The 21,003-nt window shown below is 63.4% G+C and carries 19 protein-coding genes; 8 read left to right on the forward strand and 11 right to left on the reverse strand.

The window, feature by feature from the left end:
• Window positions 1–85: 85 nt before the first annotated feature.
• The 9 genes from ACRARG_RS01805 to pyrH all read right to left on the reverse strand — a co-directional run bounded on the left by ACRARG_RS01805 (window position 86) and on the right by pyrH (window position 9,428).
• Window positions 86–865, reverse strand: coding sequence for an OmpH family outer membrane protein (locus tag ACRARG_RS01805; protein WP_432688265.1), 780 nt, complete (start codon window positions 863–865; stop codon window positions 86–88).
• A 7-nt stretch (window positions 866–872) separates the two neighbouring features.
• Entirely contained in the window at window positions 873–3,236 is a 2,364-nt protein-coding gene (gene bamA / locus ACRARG_RS01810; RefSeq protein ID WP_432688266.1) for an outer membrane protein assembly factor BamA, read from the reverse strand.
• A gap of 253 nt (window positions 3,237–3,489) precedes the next feature.
• Window positions 3,490–3,627: a hypothetical protein gene (locus ACRARG_RS01815; RefSeq protein WP_432688267.1), complete on the reverse strand. Its 138-nt coding sequence runs from the start codon at window positions 3,625–3,627 to the stop codon at window positions 3,490–3,492.
• A gap of 176 nt (window positions 3,628–3,803) precedes the next feature.
• The gene (gene rseP, locus ACRARG_RS01820; RefSeq protein ID WP_432688268.1) at window positions 3,804–5,138 is read right to left on the reverse strand and encodes an RIP metalloprotease RseP; all 1,335 of its coding nucleotides are present in this window, start codon (window positions 5,136–5,138) and stop codon (window positions 3,804–3,806) included.
• 41 nt (window positions 5,139–5,179) lie between these two features.
• Window positions 5,180–6,349, reverse strand: coding sequence for a 1-deoxy-D-xylulose-5-phosphate reductoisomerase (gene dxr / locus ACRARG_RS01825; RefSeq protein WP_432688269.1), 1,170 nt, complete (start codon window positions 6,347–6,349; stop codon window positions 5,180–5,182).
• A complete protein-coding gene (locus ACRARG_RS01830) occupies window positions 6,346–7,131 on the reverse strand; it encodes a phosphatidate cytidylyltransferase (RefSeq protein WP_432688270.1) in 786 nt (261 codons plus the stop codon). The genes dxr and ACRARG_RS01830 overlap by 4 nt, the downstream gene beginning before the upstream one ends.
• Before the next feature lies 1 nt (window position 7,132).
• The gene (gene uppS / locus ACRARG_RS01835; protein ID WP_432688271.1) at window positions 7,133–7,858 is read right to left on the reverse strand and encodes a polyprenyl diphosphate synthase; all 726 of its coding nucleotides are present in this window, start codon (window positions 7,856–7,858) and stop codon (window positions 7,133–7,135) included.
• A 13-nt stretch (window positions 7,859–7,871) separates the two neighbouring features.
• The gene (frr, locus tag ACRARG_RS01840; protein ID WP_432688272.1) at window positions 7,872–8,435 is read right to left on the reverse strand and encodes a ribosome recycling factor; all 564 of its coding nucleotides are present in this window, start codon (window positions 8,433–8,435) and stop codon (window positions 7,872–7,874) included.
• Between the two features lie 261 nt (window positions 8,436–8,696).
• Complete coding sequence (gene pyrH / locus ACRARG_RS01845) at window positions 8,697–9,428, reverse strand: UMP kinase (protein ID WP_432688273.1); 732 nt, start codon at window positions 9,426–9,428, stop codon at window positions 8,697–8,699.
• Window positions 9,429–9,555: 127 nt separating this feature from the next.
• Between pyrH and miaA the strand changes: the two genes are divergently transcribed.
• From miaA to ACRARG_RS01875, 6 genes are all read left to right on the forward strand, one after another.
• Window positions 9,556–10,425, forward strand: coding sequence for a tRNA (adenosine(37)-N6)-dimethylallyltransferase MiaA (gene miaA / locus ACRARG_RS01850; RefSeq protein WP_432691300.1), 870 nt, complete (start codon window positions 9,556–9,558; stop codon window positions 10,423–10,425).
• Between the two features lie 223 nt (window positions 10,426–10,648).
• Window positions 10,649–11,482: a helix-turn-helix transcriptional regulator gene (locus ACRARG_RS01855; RefSeq protein WP_432688274.1), complete on the forward strand. Its 834-nt coding sequence runs from the start codon at window positions 10,649–10,651 to the stop codon at window positions 11,480–11,482.
• Between the two features lie 323 nt (window positions 11,483–11,805).
• Complete coding sequence (locus ACRARG_RS01860) at window positions 11,806–13,449, forward strand: ABC transporter substrate-binding protein (protein WP_432688275.1); 1,644 nt, start codon at window positions 11,806–11,808, stop codon at window positions 13,447–13,449.
• Window positions 13,450–13,611: 162 nt separating this feature from the next.
• On the forward strand, window positions 13,612–14,655 hold the full coding sequence (locus ACRARG_RS01865) for an ABC transporter permease (RefSeq protein WP_432688276.1): 1,044 nt from the start codon (window positions 13,612–13,614) through the stop codon (window positions 14,653–14,655).
• Window positions 14,656–14,666: 11 nt separating this feature from the next.
• Window positions 14,667–15,863 (forward strand): ABC transporter permease, encoded by a 1,197-nt coding sequence (locus ACRARG_RS01870; RefSeq protein WP_432688277.1) that lies wholly within the window; start codon window positions 14,667–14,669, stop codon window positions 15,861–15,863.
• Between the two features lie 123 nt (window positions 15,864–15,986).
• A complete protein-coding gene (locus ACRARG_RS01875; protein ID WP_432688278.1) occupies window positions 15,987–18,068 on the forward strand; it encodes a dipeptide ABC transporter ATP-binding protein in 2,082 nt (693 codons plus the stop codon).
• A gap of 78 nt (window positions 18,069–18,146) precedes the next feature.
• On the opposite strand, the gene ACRARG_RS01880 is transcribed toward ACRARG_RS01875, so the two are convergent.
• Window positions 18,147–18,659, reverse strand: a complete 513-nt coding sequence (locus ACRARG_RS01880; protein ID WP_432688279.1) for a hypothetical protein — start codon at window positions 18,657–18,659, stop codon at window positions 18,147–18,149.
• A 162-nt stretch (window positions 18,660–18,821) separates the two neighbouring features.
• Window positions 18,822–19,388: a lytic transglycosylase domain-containing protein gene (locus ACRARG_RS01885; RefSeq protein WP_432691301.1), complete on the reverse strand. Its 567-nt coding sequence runs from the start codon at window positions 19,386–19,388 to the stop codon at window positions 18,822–18,824.
• A 278-nt stretch (window positions 19,389–19,666) separates the two neighbouring features.
• On the opposite strand from ACRARG_RS01885, the gene ssb reads away from it, so the two are divergent.
• Complete coding sequence (gene ssb, locus ACRARG_RS01890) at window positions 19,667–20,167, forward strand: single-stranded DNA-binding protein (RefSeq protein WP_432688280.1); 501 nt, start codon at window positions 19,667–19,669, stop codon at window positions 20,165–20,167.
• A gap of 117 nt (window positions 20,168–20,284) precedes the next feature.
• Window positions 20,285–20,923: a hypothetical protein gene (locus ACRARG_RS01895; RefSeq protein ID WP_432688281.1), complete on the forward strand. Its 639-nt coding sequence runs from the start codon at window positions 20,285–20,287 to the stop codon at window positions 20,921–20,923.
• Window positions 20,924–21,003 lie beyond the last annotated feature (80 nt).

The raw sequence follows: 21,003 nt of genomic DNA on the forward strand, positions 1-21,003 counted from the left end.
GGGCCTTCTCTGGGTCTGGGCAGGTCTGGCCTGCGAAATCTGAGCGGTGCCTAGCAACTCCCCCGGTTCCGGGCAAGTGGCGGGGTCAGTCCGCGCCCTGCTCGGCCTGCGGTATCTGGGTGTCGATCCCGGGCAGAGACCCGCCGGGCACGGTCCGCACCGGCGGCAGGTCCGGCTCTGTCGGAGTCACGGGCTCCTCCGGTGCGGGCACGCCGGTTTCAAACCCGCCCTCGGAAAAGGGCGCCCCCGTGCCCTGCCCCTGCATCGCCTCATCAAGCCGGGAAATCGCGATCTGCGTCACATCTATAGCCTGGACAGAGGCGATCACGCTGCCCAGTTCCACGATCATCATCGCGCCGGCCTCTTGCATGATCCCAGCCAGAACCGGGTCGGCGGCCTCAAGAATGCGGGATCGCAGGGCGGCGCTTTCCTCTTGCAGGGCACGGAATTTAGCGTCCTGCTGGGTCCGGAAGGCCTGAACACGTTCATCAAAGGCGGTCGCACGGGCGCGGAATTCTTCGGCAGGCAGGGTCGGGCGTTCTTCGGTCAGCTGCCGTTCCTGCTCGCCAAGCTCCGCCTCGATGCGCCGGTTCTCGGCGGCGAGGACGGTGCTCCTCTCCGTCAGGTCGTCTTCCAGACGGCGGCCTGCGGCGCTTTCGCGGATCAGACGTTCGCTGTCCAGCGTCAGGATCGGGCTGCGGACCACCGACAGCGCCTGCGATGCCTGGGCCGTGACATCCGGCGCAGGGGCCGGCGCGGTGCCCTCCTCCTGCGTCAGGCCTGCGGAGGCACACAGCCCCAGGCACATCGCTGCCCCGCGCAGACCGTTCTTCAGCGTCGCGACAGGTCGGGCGCGCGGTCTCACACCGGCCTCAGAATTCGGACCGGATGGAGATATTGAACATCTGCTCCTGGTCGTAGGTCTCTTTCTTCAGCGCCTTGGCGAAATTGAACCGCAGCGGACCGATCGGCGTGTCCCAGAAGATCGACAGGCCGACCACATGGCGCGCCGAGCCGTCGTTGTACAGAAGCGTGCCCGGGACCGCAGACGCGGAGGAGCCGCCGATATCCCAGACGTTCGCGATATCGTAGAACGCCCCGCCAGAGATGCCGTATTCCTCGGGCAGGCCCAGGGGGAATTCCGCCTCGAAACTGGCGACGGCAACCATATTGCCATAGAGCGCGTCGTCATAGGCACCGCTGGCGCTGCGCTGCCGGGGGCCGATGCCGTCCGGGTCAAAGCCGCGGATGTAGTCGTCAAGCAGGGTCACACGATCCATCGTGCGGCTGGAGCCTTTGGTGTAGCTCAGCATGCCACCATAGAGCGATGCCCGCAGCGTGACTTCCTCGTTCAGGATCCGCGCCTGCGCCACCGCGCGTGCCTTGGTCCGGATGAACTGCGTATCGCCCCCGAGCCCCGAGAAATCCTGACCGAATTCCAGCAGGACGCCCCGCGTCGGGTCCAGGCCCGTGGTGCGGCTGTCGTAGGTGACGGTATAGCCGAGAGAGCTGGAGATCACCTCTCCCTGGTCGATCTCGCTGGCCAGAATACTGCCGGTGACCGGCAGGCTCGCGCCGGTCTTCATGGTCGAGCTCTGGAGGTTGTAGCGCACGTTCAGGTTTGTTGCCTCGGACAGCGGGAAGGTCAGGCCAAGACCCACCTGCGCCTGTTCCGTATCGTAGGACGAATTGAAGGTACGGGTTTCCTGATAGCCGATGTCGAAATCAAAGGTGACATCCCGGCCCAGCAGCTGCGGCTCGATGAACCGCAGGCCGTAGTTCCGGTTGGTCGTGGCGCCCGAGAATGTCAGGTTCACGGTCTGCCCGCGCCCGAGGAAGTTCCGCTCCTGCAGGTTTACGGCCAGGCCAAAGCCGGAGTTGGTCGAATAGGTCCCGCCGAAGGACAGCGACCCGGTGGTCTTTTCCTCGACATCCACGTCGATCACGACCTGATCCGAAGACGAGCCTTCGCGGGCGTTCACGTTGGTATTTTCGAAAAAGTTCAGCGCGCGGATGCGGTCGGCGGCTTCGCGGATCTGGCGCGGGTTGAAGGGATCGCCCTCCACCACCTTGAACTGGTTACGCACCACGCGATCCAGCGTTGTCGTGTTGCCTTCGACATCGATGCGCTCGATGAAGACGCGCGGCCCGCGCGACAGGACAAATTCGACATCCAGCGTCAGGTCGCGGTCGTTGCGGGTGATCTGCGGCTCAACACGCAGGAAATCCAGCCCCTCGCGGATCGCCAGATTTTCCATCCGCGCAATCGCGTTCTCGATGGCCAGCGGCGAATAGACCACGCCGGGGCGCAGCTTGATCACCGACTGATAGTAATCGGCATCGGCCTGCGGATAATCGCTGACGACGGAGACGTTGCCGACCCGGAACTGCTGACCTTCCTGAATATTGAAGGTCACAAAATAGGCGTCGCGTTCGCGGGCGAATTCGGCGTTCACAGCCGTTGTGCGGAAGTCGATATAGCCGCGCGAGAGGTAGAAATCGCGCAGCACCTGCTGGTCCAGCTGCAGCCGGTCCTCGACAAAGGTATCGCGGCGGATCAGCTGGCGCAGAAGGCCGGCCTGTTTGCTTTCCACGACGCGGCGCAGACGGCGGTCCGAATAGACGGTATTGCCGACAAAGCCGATGCGGTTGGTTTCGGAATTGCCGCCTTCGAAGATCTCATAGACCAGATCGACGCGGTTGTCGGACCGGCGGATGATGCGCGGCGTGACGCGGGCGGCCAGCCGGCCCTGATCGGCATAGGCGCGGGCGATGTTCTGGGCATCGGCCTGGGCCTTGGAGGGCGAAAAGACCAGCCGCGACTTGACCTCGACAATCTCGGCCAGCTGGTCGTCCTTCAGACGACGGTTGCCTTCGAAGGTCACGGAATTCACGGTCGGATATTCGACAACGTTGATCACCAGCGTGCCGCCGCGCGGCATGATTTCAACCGTTTCGAAAAGGCCGGAGGCAACAATGCGCTGATAGGCGTCGTTCAGCTCGGCGGCAGACAGGCTCTGCCCACGCGCGATCCCGGCATAGCTCAGGATGGTGCCGGTTTCGATTCGGGCGTTGCCGTCCACCTGAACGGAATTGAACCGATAGCTCTGCGCCAGGGCCATGTCCGGCCCGACTGTGATCGCCGTCCCCGCGAGTAGAGCCACAGCACATACGGTGCGCAACTTGGAGAGGCGACGCGACGGGGTGGCAGCCCCAATCCGCTTGTTCTTGATCATTGATATGCCCCGGAGGTCGTCCCTTGGTTTTAATCGGTGGTAAACACTTGTCCCCGGCTTGTCAAAATCATCTGGGCCAATTTTCCCGCGAAGTTCCGGGCTCCGGCCGAGCTGGCCAATGTCGCGCGGGGCGCGGGCCTTCGGGCAAAAAAAATCAGGCGCGTCGGGGACGCGCCTGTCAGGTGAGACCGGACCTGATTTGCTGCCGTGGTCCGGTCACGAGGTCGGCCGCTGCCACGGCCGGGGGGATTACTCAGTTGAGAATGCTTCCGACCCAGGAGCCAGCGGCCAGGGTCACAGCGATCATGCCGATTGCAAAAAGACGGTCACGGTTCAGGTCAACCAGGAGGGAAACACCGGTATAGCCCTGCTGAATCATTTGCATCGACATGGTCTCACTTCTTTGTCAGTCGCTTTCGGGGTCTGGTGGGCGGCACCAGAGGGCGCTTTGCGCGCCGCGTTTGAGCTGACTTTCGTGTGAGAATGGGGCGGAAATACGTCCCCAATTGTGGCGATTTCTGGGCGACCACAGATCGCGCGTTCTGAAACCGCCCCGGCCTCGGCCCGTCAGGGGCAGAGCACGTCGTTCGACAGGGCAAAGATCATGACCGCAAGGATCAACGTAAGTCCCGCCCCCATAAGCACCCGCAGCGCATTGTCCGAGGGCGGGCGGCCGGACACGGCCTCATAGGCATGAAAGACCAGATGACCCCCGTCGAGCACAGGAATGGGAAATAGGTTCAGCAGGCCCACCGCTGTCGACAGGGCGGCAACAAACCACAGGAAGCTGACCGCGCCCTGGCTCGCCATGGCGCCAGAGGTCTGGGCGATGCCGATGGGGCCGGTCATATTGCAGGTGCTGATCTGGCCGACAATCATATGATAAAGGCCTGACAGAGAGCTTTTGACGATGGCCCAGGTCTGCGCCACGCCGCCTGTGACCGCATCCGCCAGCCCCATACGCTCTGTCGCCGGTTCAAATGCCAGGCCACCGGCGATCCCGATCCGCCATTCCGTCCGGAAGCCGCCTTCGGGACGCGGTTCGTCGACCCGACGCGGCGCGAGCGTGAAATCGAGCGGCGCGGCCGCGTCTTCCCGCCAGACTTTCAGCGCCAGCGGCCGCCCGTCCGAGCTTTCGACGATATCCTTGAGCTGGGTAAAGGCAAACACCGGCTGGCCGTCGATTTCGGTGATCACATCGCCGGTCTTCATGCCGATGTCATAGGCCGCGGAACTGGGGGCGAGCTGGCTGACCAGCGGCGGATAAGGGAACGGTCCGTCTACTACGATATCCTGGCCATCACGGTCGACGCGGTAATCCAGCACCGGCGCCATCGGCAGCTCGTCGTTGATTGAGACAGAGGTGTCATCCTGTGGCAGGTCGATCCCGCCAATGGCCAGGATCCTGTCCCCGGCCTGCAGCCCCTGCACCGCCGCAGGAAGCGGCCGCATCTCGGCCACGGTCAGCGGGCGCGCGATATCGCCCTGGGCCAGGAACAGGGCGGCGAACATCAGGATCGACAGAATGAAATTGAACACCGGGCCGGCAGCAACCGTCGCCGCGCGGGCCCAGAGCGGTGCGCCATGCATGGTTTTGCGACGATCCGCCTCGCTCAGCCCGCCGATGGCGCTGGCATCCTTGCCGGAGGCGGCGTCGGAATCGCCCAGGAATTTGACATAGCCGCCCAGCGGCAGCGCGGCCAGCTGCCAGCGTGTGCCATGCCGGTCCATCCGCGACAGCAGCACGGGCCCGAAGCCCAGCGAAAACACCTCTGCCCGGATGCCCGACAGGCGTCCGACGATGTAATGGCCATATTCATGGATCGCCACGATGATCGACAGCGCCGCCACAAAGGCGAGGAGTGTGTAGAAAAGACTGCCGAACTGTGGAAGAAATTCCATGCGTGATCCTGTGGCCTCTGCTCTGTTTCCGGTTTCTGACTTCAGGTGCACCCGATCACGACATCGGCCTCACACCGTGCGAGATGGTCGATCTGAAGAATGTTATCAAGGCTTATGGCGGCATCAATGTGACCGACGCCCGCATCCAGCCTTTCCAGCACCATTTCGACAACCTGTGCCATTTCTGTGAACCCGATACGCTTTTCGATGAAGGCATCAAGGGCCCGTTCCTTGGCCGCGTTGAAGGCCGCGCCCGCCAGCCCGCCGCGTCGCATCACCCAATCGGCAAGGCGCAGCGCAGGATAGCGGGCCGGATCGGGGGCGCGAAAGGTCAGCTGTCCCAGTTTGGCCAGGTCCAGACGTTCCACGGGCAGCGCGGCGCGGCGCGGGTGGTGCAGGGCAAAGCCGATGGCATGACGCATATCCGGCATGCCCATATGCGCCAGTATGCCGCCATCGTGATGGGTGACCAGCGCATGGATCATGCTTTCGGGGTGGATGATCACATCTACCTGATCGGGATGCAGGCGGAAATATTCCCGGGCCTCGATGATCTCCAGCGCCTTGTTGAACATCGAGGCCGAATCGATGGTGATCCGCTGGCCCATGGCCCAGTTGGGATGGGTCGCGGCCTCTTCCGGCGTGGCGCCTGCCAGTTTCTCCAGCGGCCAGTCGCGGAAAGCCCCGCCAGAGGCGGTCAGCGTGACCTTCTCCACCGTTGCGATATCTTCGCCCATCAGCGCCTGAAAAACGGCGGAATGTTCGCTGTCGACGGGCAGGATGGGCGCGCCGCAGCGTTCGGCCGTGGCCATGACCAGCGGACCCGCCGCCACCAGCGTCTCCTTGTTGGCCAGCGCCAGGGTTGCGCCCTGCTCCAGCGCGCGCAGGCCCGGGGTCAGCCCGGCGGCGCCGACGATGGCCGACATACACCAGTCGCAGGGACGTTCGGCCGCCTCGATCAGCGCCTGCCCGCCGGAGGCTGCCTCCACCCCGGAATTGCCAAGTGCCAGCCGCAGGTCATCGAGACAGTCGTCATAGGCGGTCACCGCCACCTGCGCCTTCAGCCGGATCGCATCTTCGGCCAGCCGCGCCACATTGCGCCCGCCGGTCAGGGCCACGATCTCATAGGACGGCAGGTCGCGCCCGATCAGGTCAATCGTCTGCTGCCCGATGGAGCCGGTCGCCCCCAGGATGCTGATCCGCCGTGTCATGGTGTCACCGGCACGCCCGCCCAGGGGCCGACGAGCAGCAGGAAGACCGCGCCGCCCAGCACCCCGTCGAACCGGTCGAGCAGCCCGCCATGGCCGGGGATGAGGGAGGAGCTGTCCTTCGCCCCGACCCGCCGTTTCATCGCCGATTCCGCCATATCCCCCATCTGGGAGGCCATGGAGACGGCGACGGACAACCCGATCAGTGCCGATCCGGCCCCTGCCCCCAGAATAAAGCAGACCGCCACGACGCCTGCCGCAACCCAGCCTGCAATCGTCCCGGCCCAGGTCTTTTTGGGGCTGACGCGGGGCCAGAATTTCGGCCCCCCGATCATCCGCCCGGCGAAATAGCCCGCGATATCGGTGGCGACGATCACGGCAATCAGCCAGAAGAGCCAGATCATGCCCGAAATCTCGCGCAGCTGGATCAGCCCGAAGGCGGCGATCAGGATCATGGCGGTAAAGGTCAGGAACAGCACCCGGTGGCGCGGGACCAGTGCGATGCCCGCCATGCCCGGCACCAGCAGTGCAGGCAGGGAAACACCCAGCGGCAGATACACGACGGCCAGCAGCGACACGCAGGCAATCAGCCCCATTGTCTTGGCCGAACGGTCGGCTTCGGGGACCAGAAGCCGCACCAGTTCCCAGACCATGCCGCCGGCGACCAGCGCAAAGCCCAGCCGCAGCACATGCCCGCCCGCCCATATGACCAGCAGCCCCAGCACGACCATGGCGATGCCCGATATCACCCGCGGCTTCAGATCTTCCCAGCTACGCGCGGCCATCTCAGGCTTTCACCCCTCCGTAGCGCCGGTCACGCCCGGCATAGCTGCGGATCAGATCGGAAAAGATTCGGGCCGTGAAATCAGGCCAGAGCGTGTCGATGAATTCATATTCCGCATAGGCCGACTGCCAGAGCAGAAAGTTGGAGATCCGCGCCTCGCCCGAGGTCCGGACGACAAGGTCGGGATCGGGCAGCACATGAGTGTCGAGGTAATGCGGCAGGGTCTCTTCGTCGACATCGCGCGGGTCCAGCCGGCCCGCCGCCACGTCCTCGGCCAGCCGTTTGGTCGCGCGGGCGACCTCGTCGCGGCCACCATAGTTCAGCGCAATGGTCAGGTTGGTGCCGGTGCAGCCCTCGGTCATGCATTCCAGCTCGTCCATCAGCTCCTGCAGCTTGCGGTCCAGACCGGGCCTGTCGCCGATAAACCGCACCCGGACATTATTGGCCTTGAGCGCGCGCGCCTCCTTCTGGATGTAGCGCTTGAAGAGCGACATGAGCCCCGCCACTTCGATCTGCGTGCGCTTCCAGTTCTCTGTCGAGAAACCGAAGATCGTCAGGTATTCGACGCCAAGTCCCGGACAGGCCTCGACAATCTCGCGCACCCTTTTGGCACCGGCGTGATGGCCAAACAGCCGCGGACGGCCGCGCATCGTGGCCCAGCGTCCATTGCCGTCCATGATGATCGCGACATGGCGCGGACCTTTCTGGATGTGCTCTTGCTGGGTCATAGTCGGACGCGGCTCACACCTGCATGATCTCGTCCTGTTTCGACTCCAGTGCCGCATCGACCTTCTTGATATAGGTATCGGTCAGATCCTGCACTTCGGCTTCCCAGAACTTCTGATCGTCTTCGGACAGGCCGTCGGCCTTGGCTTTCTTGATCTGGTCCATGCCGTCGCGCCGCAGGTTGCGGATCGCGACCCGCGCGCTTTCGGCATATTGGGCGGCAACTTTGCCCAGTTCACGGCGGCGCTCTTCGTTCAGCTCGGGGATGGGCAGCATGATGATGGTGCCGTTCAGCTGCGGGTTGATGCCCAGCCCGCTTTCCCGGATGGCCTTTTCGACCTTGCCGACCAGCCCCTTGTCCCAGACGTTCACGGTGACCATGCGCGGCTCCGGCACGTTGACGGTGCCGACCTGGTTGATCGGGGTCGGGCTGCCATAGGCATCCACCATCACCGGCTCCAGCATGGAGGCCGAGGCGCGCCCGGTGCGGAGCGAGGCAAACTCGGTGCGCAGATTGCTCATGGTCCCGTCCATGCGGCGCGTCAGGTCATCGGTGTCGAGCTCGAATTCATCGGCCATGGGATACCCCGTTCTTTAAGTTGGTGAGGGGGTAATAAGGCAGAGGTCCGGCGATGTATAGGCATCGCTTGCCAGTCTGCGGCGAGCCGCGTTTCGGACCCGGCCCCGGTGTCCGGCCCGACGTGCCCCCCGGCCGCAGGCTGGCGGCAAGATGTGGTGTTTCCGGGGGCCCGTCAGCAAAGCGGGATGGCGGGCGGGGCGTCGCCGCGCAGCCGGCGCGCGTCGTCCGGCAGCCTTTGCAGCCCAGGCTGTCCCGGACGCTTACTTGTCGCGGACGATCGTATAGGTGCCCTGCCCGGCCAGGATCCCGCGGAACCCGCCCGGCTCGTCCAGCGAAAAGACGATGATCGGCTTTTTATTGTCCCGCGCCAGCGCAATTGCCGAGGCATCCATGACGTTCAGATGCTGGGCCAGCACCTCGTCATAAGTGACCTTGTCATAGCGCTTGGCATCGGCATGTTTCATCGGGTCCTTGTCATAGACGCCGTCGACCTTGGTGCCTTTGAAGATCGCCTCGCAGGCCATTTCATTGGCGCGCAGCGTGGCCGCGGTGTCGGTGGTGAAATAGGGGTTCCCCGTTCCGGCGGCAAAGATGCACACGCGGCCCTTCTCAAGGTGCCGCACGGCGCGGCGGCGGATGTAGGGCTCGCAGACCTGATCCATCGGGATGGCGGAAATCACCCGCGTATGCACGCCCAGGGCTTCCAGCGCTGCCTGCATGGCCAGCGCATTCATGACCGTCGCCAGCATGCCCATGTAATCTGCCGTCGTCCGTTCCATGCCCTGGGCCGAACCGGCGAGGCCGCGGAAGATGTTCCCGCCGCCGATCACCATGCATATCTCGACGCCCATTTCATGCACCGTCATCACCTCGCGGGCGATGCGGTCCACCGTCGGCGGGTTGAGCCCGTAGCCCTGGTCGCCCATCAGGGCCTCGCCCGAAATCTTGAGCAGCACACGCTTGTAGGTGGTTTCGGATTGATCTTTCGCCATGCTGCGCTCCATCTGGTCAAGGGGGCCCTGCCGGGGCTAGGTTGGCGGCAAAATGGTCGAAATGTCCGGGTAATACAATGCAGCAAATGACGCGGCGTCCAGATCTCTGCCCGGAGGGCAGGCGGTGATCCCGGATGACCTCTCCCGCGAGCTGCCGGTTCTGATCGCCGGCCCCACGGCCTCCGGGAAATCCGCCCTGGCGATGGAGATCGCGGCGCGGCAGGACCGGGTGGTGGTGAATGCCGATGCGCTGCAGGTCTATGACAGCTGGCGGGTGCTGACCGCCCGCCCCTCCGTCGCGGAGGAAGCCGCCCTGCCGCATGCGCTTTACGGCCATGTCGGCGGCACCTTTGCCTATTCGGCGGGCGACTGGCTGCGCGATGTGGCGGGGTTGATCGCGGCCGGGCCGGTTGTGGTCGTCGGGGGCACCGGGCTCTATTTCTCCGCCCTGACCGAGGGGCTGGCCGATATCCCGCCCACGCCGCCCGATGTCCGCGCCGAAGCCGACGGGATACGTCAGAACAGCGGGCTGGCCGCGCTGCTGGCTGACCTCGACGCCGAGACGCTGCGCCGGATCGATACGCAAAACCCCATGCGCGTACAGAGGGCCTGGGAGGTCCGGCGCGCCACCGGGCGCCCGATCTGGGACTGGCAGGATGCGACCCCGGCGCCGCTGCTGCCGTTGTCACAGGTCCAGCCGCTGGTGCTGGATGCGCCGCCACACTGGCTTACCCCCCGGATCGAACGGCGGTTCGACGCCATGCTGGACGGCGGGGCGCTGGAGGAGGCGCGGGCCAATCTTGTGGACTGGGACCCTTCCCGGCCCTCCTCCCGTGCCATCGGCGCGCCGGAGCTCATCGCGCATCTCAGGGGGGAGATGACGCTGGAGGAGGCACGGCAGGCAGCCACGATCGCCACCCGGCAATATGCAAAGCGGCAGCGCACCTGGTTCCGGGCCAGGATGCGGGACTGGCGCTCTTTATCCATGGACGGCTGATCCCGGCCGCCGGCGTCCGTGCCGGGCACCGAACCGGGCAACCCCCTCTCTGCCCCGGATGCCGCGACGCCGACCGCTGCGAGAACGCCACTCACCCACAGGTTGTCCACAGGCGGCGCAAAAATCGGCGGATATCTGGCCCGATCCTGTGGATAACTCTCCGCCCCCCTTTACGGAATCGAACATCCGTCGCAGGGTTGAGCGAGAAAGACGGGGAAAACGCATGCAGATTCGGAACATTCTCGCGCAGTCGCCGCATGAGGCATCCGTCGCGTCGCCGCGCATCCGGACATTTGGCCAGCTCTCGCTCGGCTCGCCCTGGCGACTGGAATTGCAACATGCCCGGGCCTCGCATCTGTTCGTCTGGGTCACCAAGGGCCAGGGCCGCGCTACGATCCTGGGCAAGCGGCGCGGGCTGGGCGCGCATAACGGGCTTTATATTCCTGCGGGCACGCTGATGGCGCTTGAACTGGGCAAGCAGTGCTATGGCATCGCCGTCGACCTGCCGGCGCATGAGGCAGGCATCCTGCCTGAGACGCCGCACCACCTGCGTATCCGCGATGTCATGGCCCAGAACGAGCTGACAGCGATCCTTGACAATATGCAGCGCGAACAGTCCACCCACCGCGCCTTTGGCGACGAGGCCGCGCGGGCGCATGCGGGGCTGCTGTCGGTCTGGGTGCGGCGGACGCTGTCTCAGCCGGATAACGCCCCGGCCAGCCGCGTTCCGGCCGCCGAACGGCTGATGGCGGCCTTCTGCGCGCTGGTGGAGCGCGACTACAGATCCGGAAAACCCATGTCGGATTATGCCCAGGCGCTTGGCGTCACACCGACCCATCTCAGCCGCGCCTGCAAGCAATGTTCGGGGCTGACGGCCGCAGAGGTGATCACCCAGCGGGTGCTCTACGCTGCGCGCGATATGCTCGAACGGCAGGATTTTCCGATCCGGCTGGTCGCCGAAATGCTGGGCTTTTCCTCTGCGGCCTATTTCACCCGGTTCGTGCAGAATCAGACGGGCCAGACACCGTCAGCCCTGCGGCAGGCCGCGCGGGAGTGACGGCACGCCTGAGCGGCCCGACATATGCCCATTTGTTGTGCAGAAGCCGGATCACGACGCGCGGCGGCACGGCAGATCACATTCGGGTAATTTCAGATTTATGGCTTGAAAAGAAGCGCTTTGTGGTTTTTCACTGACAGAGATGTCGCAAATTGAACAGAACATGTCGATCCCGGCCATTGGCGTCCGGCGTTTTCTGTTTCGCTATAGGAAAAACGACAGACGCCCGTACCGGCTATGGGGCCACGGCACCGGCAGATCGGACGGCATCGGAAAAGGGTCGCAAAGGCCTGTCTCAATATTAGTGTCTCAGGGAGTTACAGATGACGCGCATGGATAAAATCACGGAGGCCGTGCATCCGGCCGCCGAAATGTGGGCAGAGGAGTTCAAAGCCGGCAAGATGAGCCGCCGCGAATTCATCACCCGCGCTTCGACGCTGGGTGTGGCCACCGCCACGATCTACAGCCTCGGCGGTATCGCGCCCGCAAAGGCCGAAAGCCATATGGAACCCCAGATGGGCGGCACGCTGCGCGTCCAGATGGAGACGAAGGCGCTGAAGGACCCGCGCAACTACGACTGGTCCCAGATGTCCAACTTCTCCCGCGGGTGGCTGGAATACCTGGTGGAATACCAGCGTGACGGGTCCTTCGAAGGCCGCCTGCTGGAAAGCTGGGAAGTCAACGAGGACGCCACCGAATACACGCTGAAGGTGCGTCCGGGCGTGACCTGGAACAATGGCGATCCCTTCACTGCCGATGATGTCATCTTCAACATCAAGCGCTGGTGCGAAAAGAACGTCGAGGGCAACTCGATGGCCTCCCGCATGGCCAACCTGATCGATGAAGAGACCGGGATGGACAAGGAAGGCGCGATCACCAAGGCCGACGACATGACCGTCGTGCTGAAGACCTCCGTGCCCGATATCACCATCATCGCAGGCTTTGCCGATTACCCGGCACAGATCGTGCATTCCTCCTACGATGGCGGCGATCCGGCGGCGAACCCGATCGGCACCGGCCCCTACCTGCCCGAGGAAAACGAGGTCGGCGTCAAGCAGGTGCTGGCCAAGAACACCGACCACACCTGGTGGGGCGAAGGCGCCTATCTGGACCGGATCGAATTCATCGACTTCGGCACCGACATGGCCGCCTGGGTGGCCGCAGCCGATGCAGACGAGGTCGACATGACCTACCAGTCCACCGGTGAATTCATCGAAGTGCTCGACGCGATGGAATGGGTTAAATCCGAAGCGGTGACCGCCGCCACGATCTGCGTCCGGTTCAACCAGCAGCAGGAACCCTTCACCGACGTCAACGTCCGCAAAGCGCTGATGATGGCCGTCGATCCGGCCGTGGTGCTGGAACTGGGCTATGCCGGCTACGGCACCGTGGCCGAGCATCACCATGTCTGCCCGATCCACCCCGAATATGCCGAGATCCCCAAATTCCCGGTCGATCCGGCGGCGGCCAAGCAGATGATCGCGGATGCCGGCCATGCCGATACCGTGTTCGAGCTGATCTCGATCGACGACCAGTGGCAGGCGGAAACCTGCGACGCGGTGGCCGCGCAGGTCCGCGACGCGGGCATCCAGATCGAACGCAAGATCCTCCCCGGCTCGACCTTCTGGAACGACTGGCTGGTCTACCCCTGGTCGGCAACCGAGTGGAACCAGCGTCCGCTGGGCGTGCAGGTTCTGGCGCTGGCCTATAAATCCGGCGTGGCCTGGAACGAAACCGCCATGGCCAACACCGAATTCGACAGCCTGCTGGACGAGGCGCTGGCGATCAACGATGCCGACAAGCGGTCCGAGGTCATGGCCAAGATCGAGCAAATCATGCTGGACGACGGCGTGATGATCCAGCCTTACTGGCGCTCGCTCTTCCGTCATTACAAGCCGACGGTGCATGGCACCGAGATGCATCCGACCTTCGAGATGCATCATTACAAGTGGTGGGTCGAAAGCTGATCCAGTCGCGGCGCCCTCCCCGGGGGGCGCCGTTTTCGCAGGCGGCACAGAGGGCCAGAACGCTCCGCCCCTGCCAGGAACCCGGCCAGCAGCTGCCCCCAGGGGGGATGGCACGGCCAGCACAAGGCCCCGGATCAACCGGGACCGCAACGGGGATAGTGTATGCTAGTCTTTCTGCTTAAGCGGATCGGGGTCATGATTCTGACGGCGCTCTGCCTCAGCTTCATGGTATTCTTCCTGACCAACCAGCCGGCCATGCTGGAAAAGGTTGCCAAATACGAGGGCAACTCGCGCATGTCGGATGAGGAGGTCGCACTCTTCCTCAAGAATAACGGCTTTGAACGGCCCATGTTCGTGCGCTACGGCGAATGGCTGGGCGTGCTGCCCGGCTGGACCCGCGAGACAGAGGCGCGCACCTTCGGGCGCTGCATCGACAGCGGCATGGACCCGGCAGAGGCGCCCAGCTACTGCGGCGTGCTGCAGGGCGACTGGGGCGCATCGCGGGTGTTCCGGGATGAGGTCTCCTCTCTCGTTGGCACAAGGCTCTACATGACCGGCAAGCTGATGCTCTGGGTCATGCTGCTGATGGTGCCGGCGGCGCTTGGCATCGGCGTGCTGGCGGGCATGCGCGAGGGCTCGAAACTCGACCGGTCGCTCTCCACCTTCTCCATCGCCACGACGGCCACGCCGGAATATGTCTCCGGTGTTATCCTGATTTCGGTCTTTGCTTCCTCGGCCGTGGGTCTCAAATGGTTCAAGGGCACCGCCACGGCGGCCATGGAAAACGCGACATTCGAGAATTTCTTTCTGCCGGTCCTGACCATCGCGCTTTACGGCATGGGCTATATCGCCCGGATGACCCGCGCCTCCATGGCCGAGGTCATGACGGCGCAATATATCCGCACCGCCCGGCTCAAAGGCGTCAGCTTCCGCAATATCGTCCTGAAGCACGCGCTCAGGAACGCGCTGATCGCCCCCTTCACCGTCATCATGCTGCAGTTCCCCTGGCTTCTGAACGGCGTGGTGATCGTCGAGACGCTCTTCAACTACAAGGGCCTCGGCTGGGCGCTGGTGCAGGCGGCGGGCAATAATGACATCGACCTGCTGATGGGCATCTCCGTCGTCTCGGTCATCGTGGTTCTGGTGACGCAGCTGATCTCCGATATCGGCTATGTCTACCTCAACCCCCGTATCCGTATCTCGTAAGGAGGCCCCTCATGGAAACGCTGTCCTGGGGCGCCATCCTCGCCCGTCTCTTCATCCAGTTCATTCCGGTCTGGATCGCCCTGATCGCCACGTTCGCCCTGTCGATCATGTACAAGCGAAAGCTCGGCCTCTACGGCAAGCTTTTCGACAACCTGATCGGCATGATCGGCTTCGGCCTCGTGATGTTCTGGGTCTATACCGCCCTCTTCACCGGCCTCTTTGACATGATCATGACGCATGATCCGCTGCAGGCGGTCTCCGGCATGAAGAACAAGGTGCCCGGCACGGCGCTCTCCGGTTCCGGCGAGACCGACTACCCCTATTACCTGCTGGGCGGCGACACGCTGGCCCGCGATGTCTTCTCCCGCATGGTGCAGGGCGCCTGGGTGGTGGTCCGCATTGCCCCGCTCGCCACGCTCTTCGCCTTCATGGCAGGCATCACCCTGGGGCTTCCGGCGGGCTATTTCGGCGGAAGGCTCGATGCAGTGCTGTCGTTCCTCGCCAACCTTATCCTCGCCTTCCCGGTGATCCTGCTCTTCTACCTGCTCGTCACGCCCGAGATGGTGACCTCCGGCATTCCCTCCTACATGGCCATCGTGCTCTTCATCCTGCCGATCGCCTTCCTCTGCGTGATGATCAACTCGCGCTACCATACTGATCCGAAACGGCGGAATATCTATATCGCCATCACGGTCTTCATCCTCGGCTGGCTCTACCTCTCGCTCATCAACGACCGCGGCACGCCGGTCAACTTCCTGCCCGCCGATCTCGACCTCTTCGACATCCCCGGCGGCATCCTCGTCGTCTTCGTCTCGGTTGTCTTCGTCAACGCGCCCACGGTCTTCCGCATCGTGCGTGGCCTGACGCTGGACATCCAGACACGCGACTATGTGGCGGCGGCCCAGACCCGCGGCGAGGGTCCGTGGTACATCATGCTCTGGGAAATCCTGCCCAATGCGCGCGGCCCCCTCATCGTCGATTTCTGTCTGCGCATCGGCTACACCACCATCCTGCTCGGCACACTGGGCTTCTTCGGCCTGGGCCTGCCGTCGGACAGCCCGGACTGGGGGACCACGATCAACCAGGGCCGCAAGCTCCTGTCGATCTATCCCCATCCGGCCATCGTACCCGCCTTCGCCCTCCTCAGCCTCGTCCTCGGCCTCAACCTCCTCGCCGACGGTCTGCGCGAAGAAAGCCTGAAGGACTGAGCCGATGCTTTTTCTTGCCCAAAATATCCCCGCCGGAGGCATCCCGGTTTCCGCAGGAAACCGGCCACAAAAGGAACGCGCCGCAGGCGCACCTTTGGATCCCCGCCCGACAAGGAGCCTGACATGAAGAGCCCTGATTACGACGGTCCCATCCTCGAGATCGACCAGCTCTCGATCTCCTTCTTCACCCGGCTCCGCGAAATCCCCGCCGTGATGGATTTCTCGGTCAAGGTCATGCCCGGCGAAGCCGTGGGCCTCGTCGGCGAGTCGGGCTGCGGCAAATCCACCGTGGCGCTTGGCGTCATGCAGGATCTCGGCGTCAACGGCCGGGTGGTCGGCGGGTCTATCAAGTTCAAGGGCCGCGATCTGGGCCAGATGTCGGACGAGGAACTGCGCCAGGTCCGCGGCAATGAGATCGCCATGATCTATCAGGAGCCCATGGCCTCGCTGAACCCGGCCATGCGGATCGGCAAGCAGCTCATGGAAGTGCCGATGATCCACGAGGGCATCTCCGAGAAGGAGGCCTATGAGCGCGCCCTGCAGGTTGTGACCGACGTCAAACTGCCCGACCCCAAGCGCATGCTCGACGCCTTCCCGCACCAGCTTTCGGGCGGGCAGCAGCAGCGGATCGTCATCGCCATGGCGCTCATGTCGAAGCCCGCGCTGCTGATCCTCGATGAGCCCACCACCGCGCTCGACGTGACGGTGGAGGCCGCGATCGTGGAGCTGGTCCGCGATCTGGGCAAGAAATACGGCACGTCGATGCTCTTCATCTCCCACAACCTCGGGCTGGTGCTGGAGACCTGCGACCGTATCTGCGTGATGTATTCCGGGGAGGCTGTGGAGCGCGGCTCCATCGAGGATGTCTTCGACAAGATGCGCCATCCCTATACTCAGGCGCTCTTCCGTTCGATCCCGCTGCCGGGCGCCGACAAGACCTCCCGCCCGCTCAAGGCGATCCCGGGCAATTTCCCCCTGCCCCATGAACGCCCGCCGGGCTGTAATTTCGGGCCCCGCTGCGACTATTTCGAGGCCGGCCGCTGCGACGCCAAGGACATCCCGATGTTCAATATCGAGGGCGACGAGCGGCATACAACCCGCTGCCTGCGCCATGACGAGATCGACTGGGCCGCGCCCATGGTGGCCGAGGCCACAAAAGGCAAAAGCGCGATCGGCAAGCCGGTCCTCAAGATCGAGAACCTCAAGAAATACTACGAGGTCGCGGCCTCTGCCCTCTTCTCCTCCGGTCCGCGCAAGGTGGTCAAGGCAAACGAGACGCTCAGCTTCGAGGCCCGCGAGGGCGAGACGCTTGCCATCGTGGGCGAGTCTGGCTGCGGCAAGTCGACCTTCGCCAAGGTGCTGATGGGGCTGGAGACGGCGACGGACGGGAATATCCTGCTCAACAGCAAGGAAATCCAGTCGACCCCGATCGAGAAACGGCGGACGGAGACGATCTCCAGCGTGCAGATGGTGTTCCAGAACCCGTTCGACACGCTCAACCCGTCGATGTCGGTGGGCCGTCAGATCATCCGGGCGCTGGAGATCTTCAAGATCGGCGCCAATGATGCGGAACGGCGGGAGAAGATGCTCACCCTGCTCGACCTCGTGAAACTGCCGCGCGCCTTTGCCGACCGCATGCCGCGCCAGCTCTCGGGCGGGCAGAAGCAGCGGGTCGGCATCGCCCGCGCCTTTGCCGGCGGGGCCAAGCTCGTCGTGGCGGATGAGCCGGTCTCCGCGCTCGACGTCTCCGTCCAGGCCGCTGTCACCGATCTGCTGATGGATATCCAGCGGGAGGAGAAGACGACCCTCCTCTTCATTTCGCATGACCTGTCGATCGTGCGCTATCTGTCGGACCGGGTCATGGTCATGTACCTTGGCCATGTGGTGGAACTGGGGACGACAGATCAGGTGTTCTCACCGCCCTACCACCCCTATACGGAGGCGCTGCTCTCGGCCGTTCCCATCGCCGACACCTCGGTCGAAAAGAAGCATATCGTGTTGGAAGGCGATATCCCTTCGGCCATGAACCCGCCGCCGGGCTGCCCGTTCCAGACCCGCTGCCGCTGGAAGAGCCAGGTCCCCGGCGGGCTCTGTGAAAAAGAGGTGCCGCCGATGCGGGCGCAGAACGGCCACCAGATCAAATGCCACCTCTCTGAGGCGCAGCTGGCAGAGATGGAGCCGGTCATCAAGATCGCGGCGGAATAGGCGCGGCGGCCGATCCGTCGGTTTTGGACATGAAAAAGCCCCCCGCGATGCGAGGGGCTTTTCTGTCAGAGGCCGGCGTTACTTGGTTTCCGGAATCTCTTTCACGTTCTCTTCCATCATGTCTGCCGTTTTCATGGCAAAGGCCTTCAGCATGGCGTCATAATAGACCGAGTCATCCGGCTTTACGGAGGGGAACGGCGTCGGAGCCGTCTCAGCGTTGATGGTGATCACGTTGCTCCACAGCACCGGGGAACCGCCTTCCGGCGTGATCTCAAGCTCCGCGGTCAGCTGGTTAAACTCACCATCGACCAGCATCGGATCGTTATCCATCGTCAGGCCACGGACCAGAACGGCGATTTCCAGAGTGTCCGCTTCACCCTCTTCCGCCATAGGAACTTCGGCGCGGATCGCGTTTTCGAGATCGGTCATGATCTCTGGATAGAATTCATATGCATTGGTGGATTTGATGGCGTCATCGCCCTCATAGACTTTCGCAGAAATGTCGCTCACGTCGAACGGGCCTTCCTTGGCCAGTGCCGGAGTGGCAACAATCATTGCAATGCCAATAGCGGTCATCGATTTCTTAAACATCTGTCATCCTTTCCGTTCCGGCCGTGCCCATTCGACATTGGCCAGAGCACTCATTGTGATCTGGATGGATAACAGCAAAGCAGTTATATTGGTTCCCGAGGCGTAAAAGAATTCGGTTCCTGCCACACCGAACCCTAGATTATGTCTTTGGTTTCAGCGCCTTCAGCGACCCAGGATAACCTTGACGTAGTTCCGCGTTTCCTTGTAGGGCGGCACGTCATTATATTTTTTCACCGCCATGGGGCCGGCATTATAGGCCGCCAATGCCAGTCGCCATGACCGGAATTCGCGGTATTGCTGGGCCAGATACCGGGCGCCGCCTTCGAGGTTTTCCCGCGGGTTATGCGGATCGACACCCAGCAGGTTCGCTGTGCCCGGCATCAGCTGTGCCAGACCGATGGCGCCCTTGTTGGACCGCGCTTTTTCGTTCCAGCCGCTTTCCTGCTGCACAAGCCGCAGAAACAGATCTTCTGGCACGCCATGGCGCTGTGCCGCGGCGCGCGCAACGCTCAGATAGGGGCCGCGATATTTGCCGCGGAACGCCTTGATCGTTTCGTCGCCATCGCCCCATTTGGACGGTGTTCTGATCTTGCTGGGCTGCAACCTGACGGATGCATTATACTGCTGCGAGGCCCGGTTATCGAGGATACTTGTCTGCGATTTGAACAGGTTGTTGCGGTTGCGGGAGGACAGGACATCAGCCTGGCCCGTCTCTGGCAGACACAACATGGCCACGATGATTGTCGTGACGCGCGCAAACTTCCACTGCAGCAAGGGGTTTGTCCCGTTTTCCTTGTCCCTGAGGCAGATGTACGGAAATTGGCGGCAGAGCGCCATGAATTTCTTCTTTCCGCCTGTGGGCGCTTTGGGGTCGGCGGGAGACCGCCGATCCTGTCCCACCTCGTACGGCGGTCCGCTTTCCACGGATTATTTCAAAAACTTTACGTTTCGGCGATGATCTGATGTAACGCTGCGAACGTCAGAATCTTATGTGCAAAGGGGCAGTCATGGCCGGATCCGTGAACAAGGTCATTATCGTCGGAAATCTCGGGCGCGATCCGGAAGTCCGGTCGTTCCAGAACGGGGGGAAGGTCTGCAACCTGCGCATCGCCACGTCCGAGAACTGGAAGGACCGCAACACCGGGGAACGGCGCGAGCGGACGGAGTGGCATTCGGTCGCGATCTTCTCTGAACCGCTGGCCCGGATTGCAGAGCAATATCTGCGCAAGGGCTCCAAGGTCTATATCGAAGGCCAGCTTGAGACCCGGAAATGGCAGGATCAGTCCGGTCAGGACCGCTATTCGACCGAGGTTGTGCTGCGGCCCTATCGGGGTGAACTGACGCTTCTGGACGGGCGGGATGGCGGCTCCGGCGGGGGTGGCGGTGGCGGCTACGGCGGCGGATCGGACGAAGGCTATGGCGACCGGGGTGGCTATGACAGCGGCCCCTCTTCGTCGCGTGGGGGCGGCAGCCCGTCGCGCGATCTGGACGACGAAATCCCGTTCTGACGCGGTACCGGCGCGCTTTCATGGGCGCCTTCGCAACGATTGTCACATCACCGACCGGCAGCTACGCTACTCTGCGGCTTCCGGTTTTTTGTGTGAGGTGATTGTATGGCCCCGTCGATGTCCCGGATTCTGCGTGACCGCGCGGATCATCTGCTGACGGCATTCCAGAACGATCCGATGCCGCCGAAAATGGCTCTGGCCAATTCCGGGATTCGCAGCAACGTCGCCCGGCTCTGGGGGATGACCTGGGAGGAGGATCGCCCGGGCCGATCCTTCTTTCTGATGCATCCGACGGATCCCGTCCGGTCTTCGGTCTGGGTTCTGCCCAGCTACGGCGACTGGATAGGCGCCTACAAACGTTTTATCACAAGGACTTACGGAATATCCGATCCCATCGTGCCTATCGGGTTCGACATCGATCATCTGCAGGCCAAGTCGACCGTGCCCGGCTCTGCGGTGATCCGCCTTGAGGCGGTGCCGATCAGGGCCAACAGATCCCATGGGGCGGGGTTTGAAGCCCGCATGGCAGAGAGCGCCATCACTCAGGGCCGCAAAATGCGGGATCATACCCATGGCAGCATGACCTGGCTCGTCGCGCTGAAGCTGGCCGGCGTGCTGTCGCCCCTGGTCGGAAATTCCGCCGTGGCCGAGGCCCGCCACAAAGCCGCTGTCGCCTATTTTGTTGGCCGCGGCTGGCACCGGACTCAGGTAGAGGCGGGTCTTTTCGCTCTCTACAAGGTGGCCGACCGGCGTTGAGCGGGGGCTCATCCCGGCCAGAGCAGCGCCAGAAGCTGCACTGCGAGCATTGCCGCGCCCCAGATCACCGAAAGGCCGCA

It is taken from the genome of Pseudooceanicola profundi (assembly GCF_050897955.1).
GTDB lineage: Bacteria > Pseudomonadota > Alphaproteobacteria > Rhodobacterales > Rhodobacteraceae > Pseudooceanicola.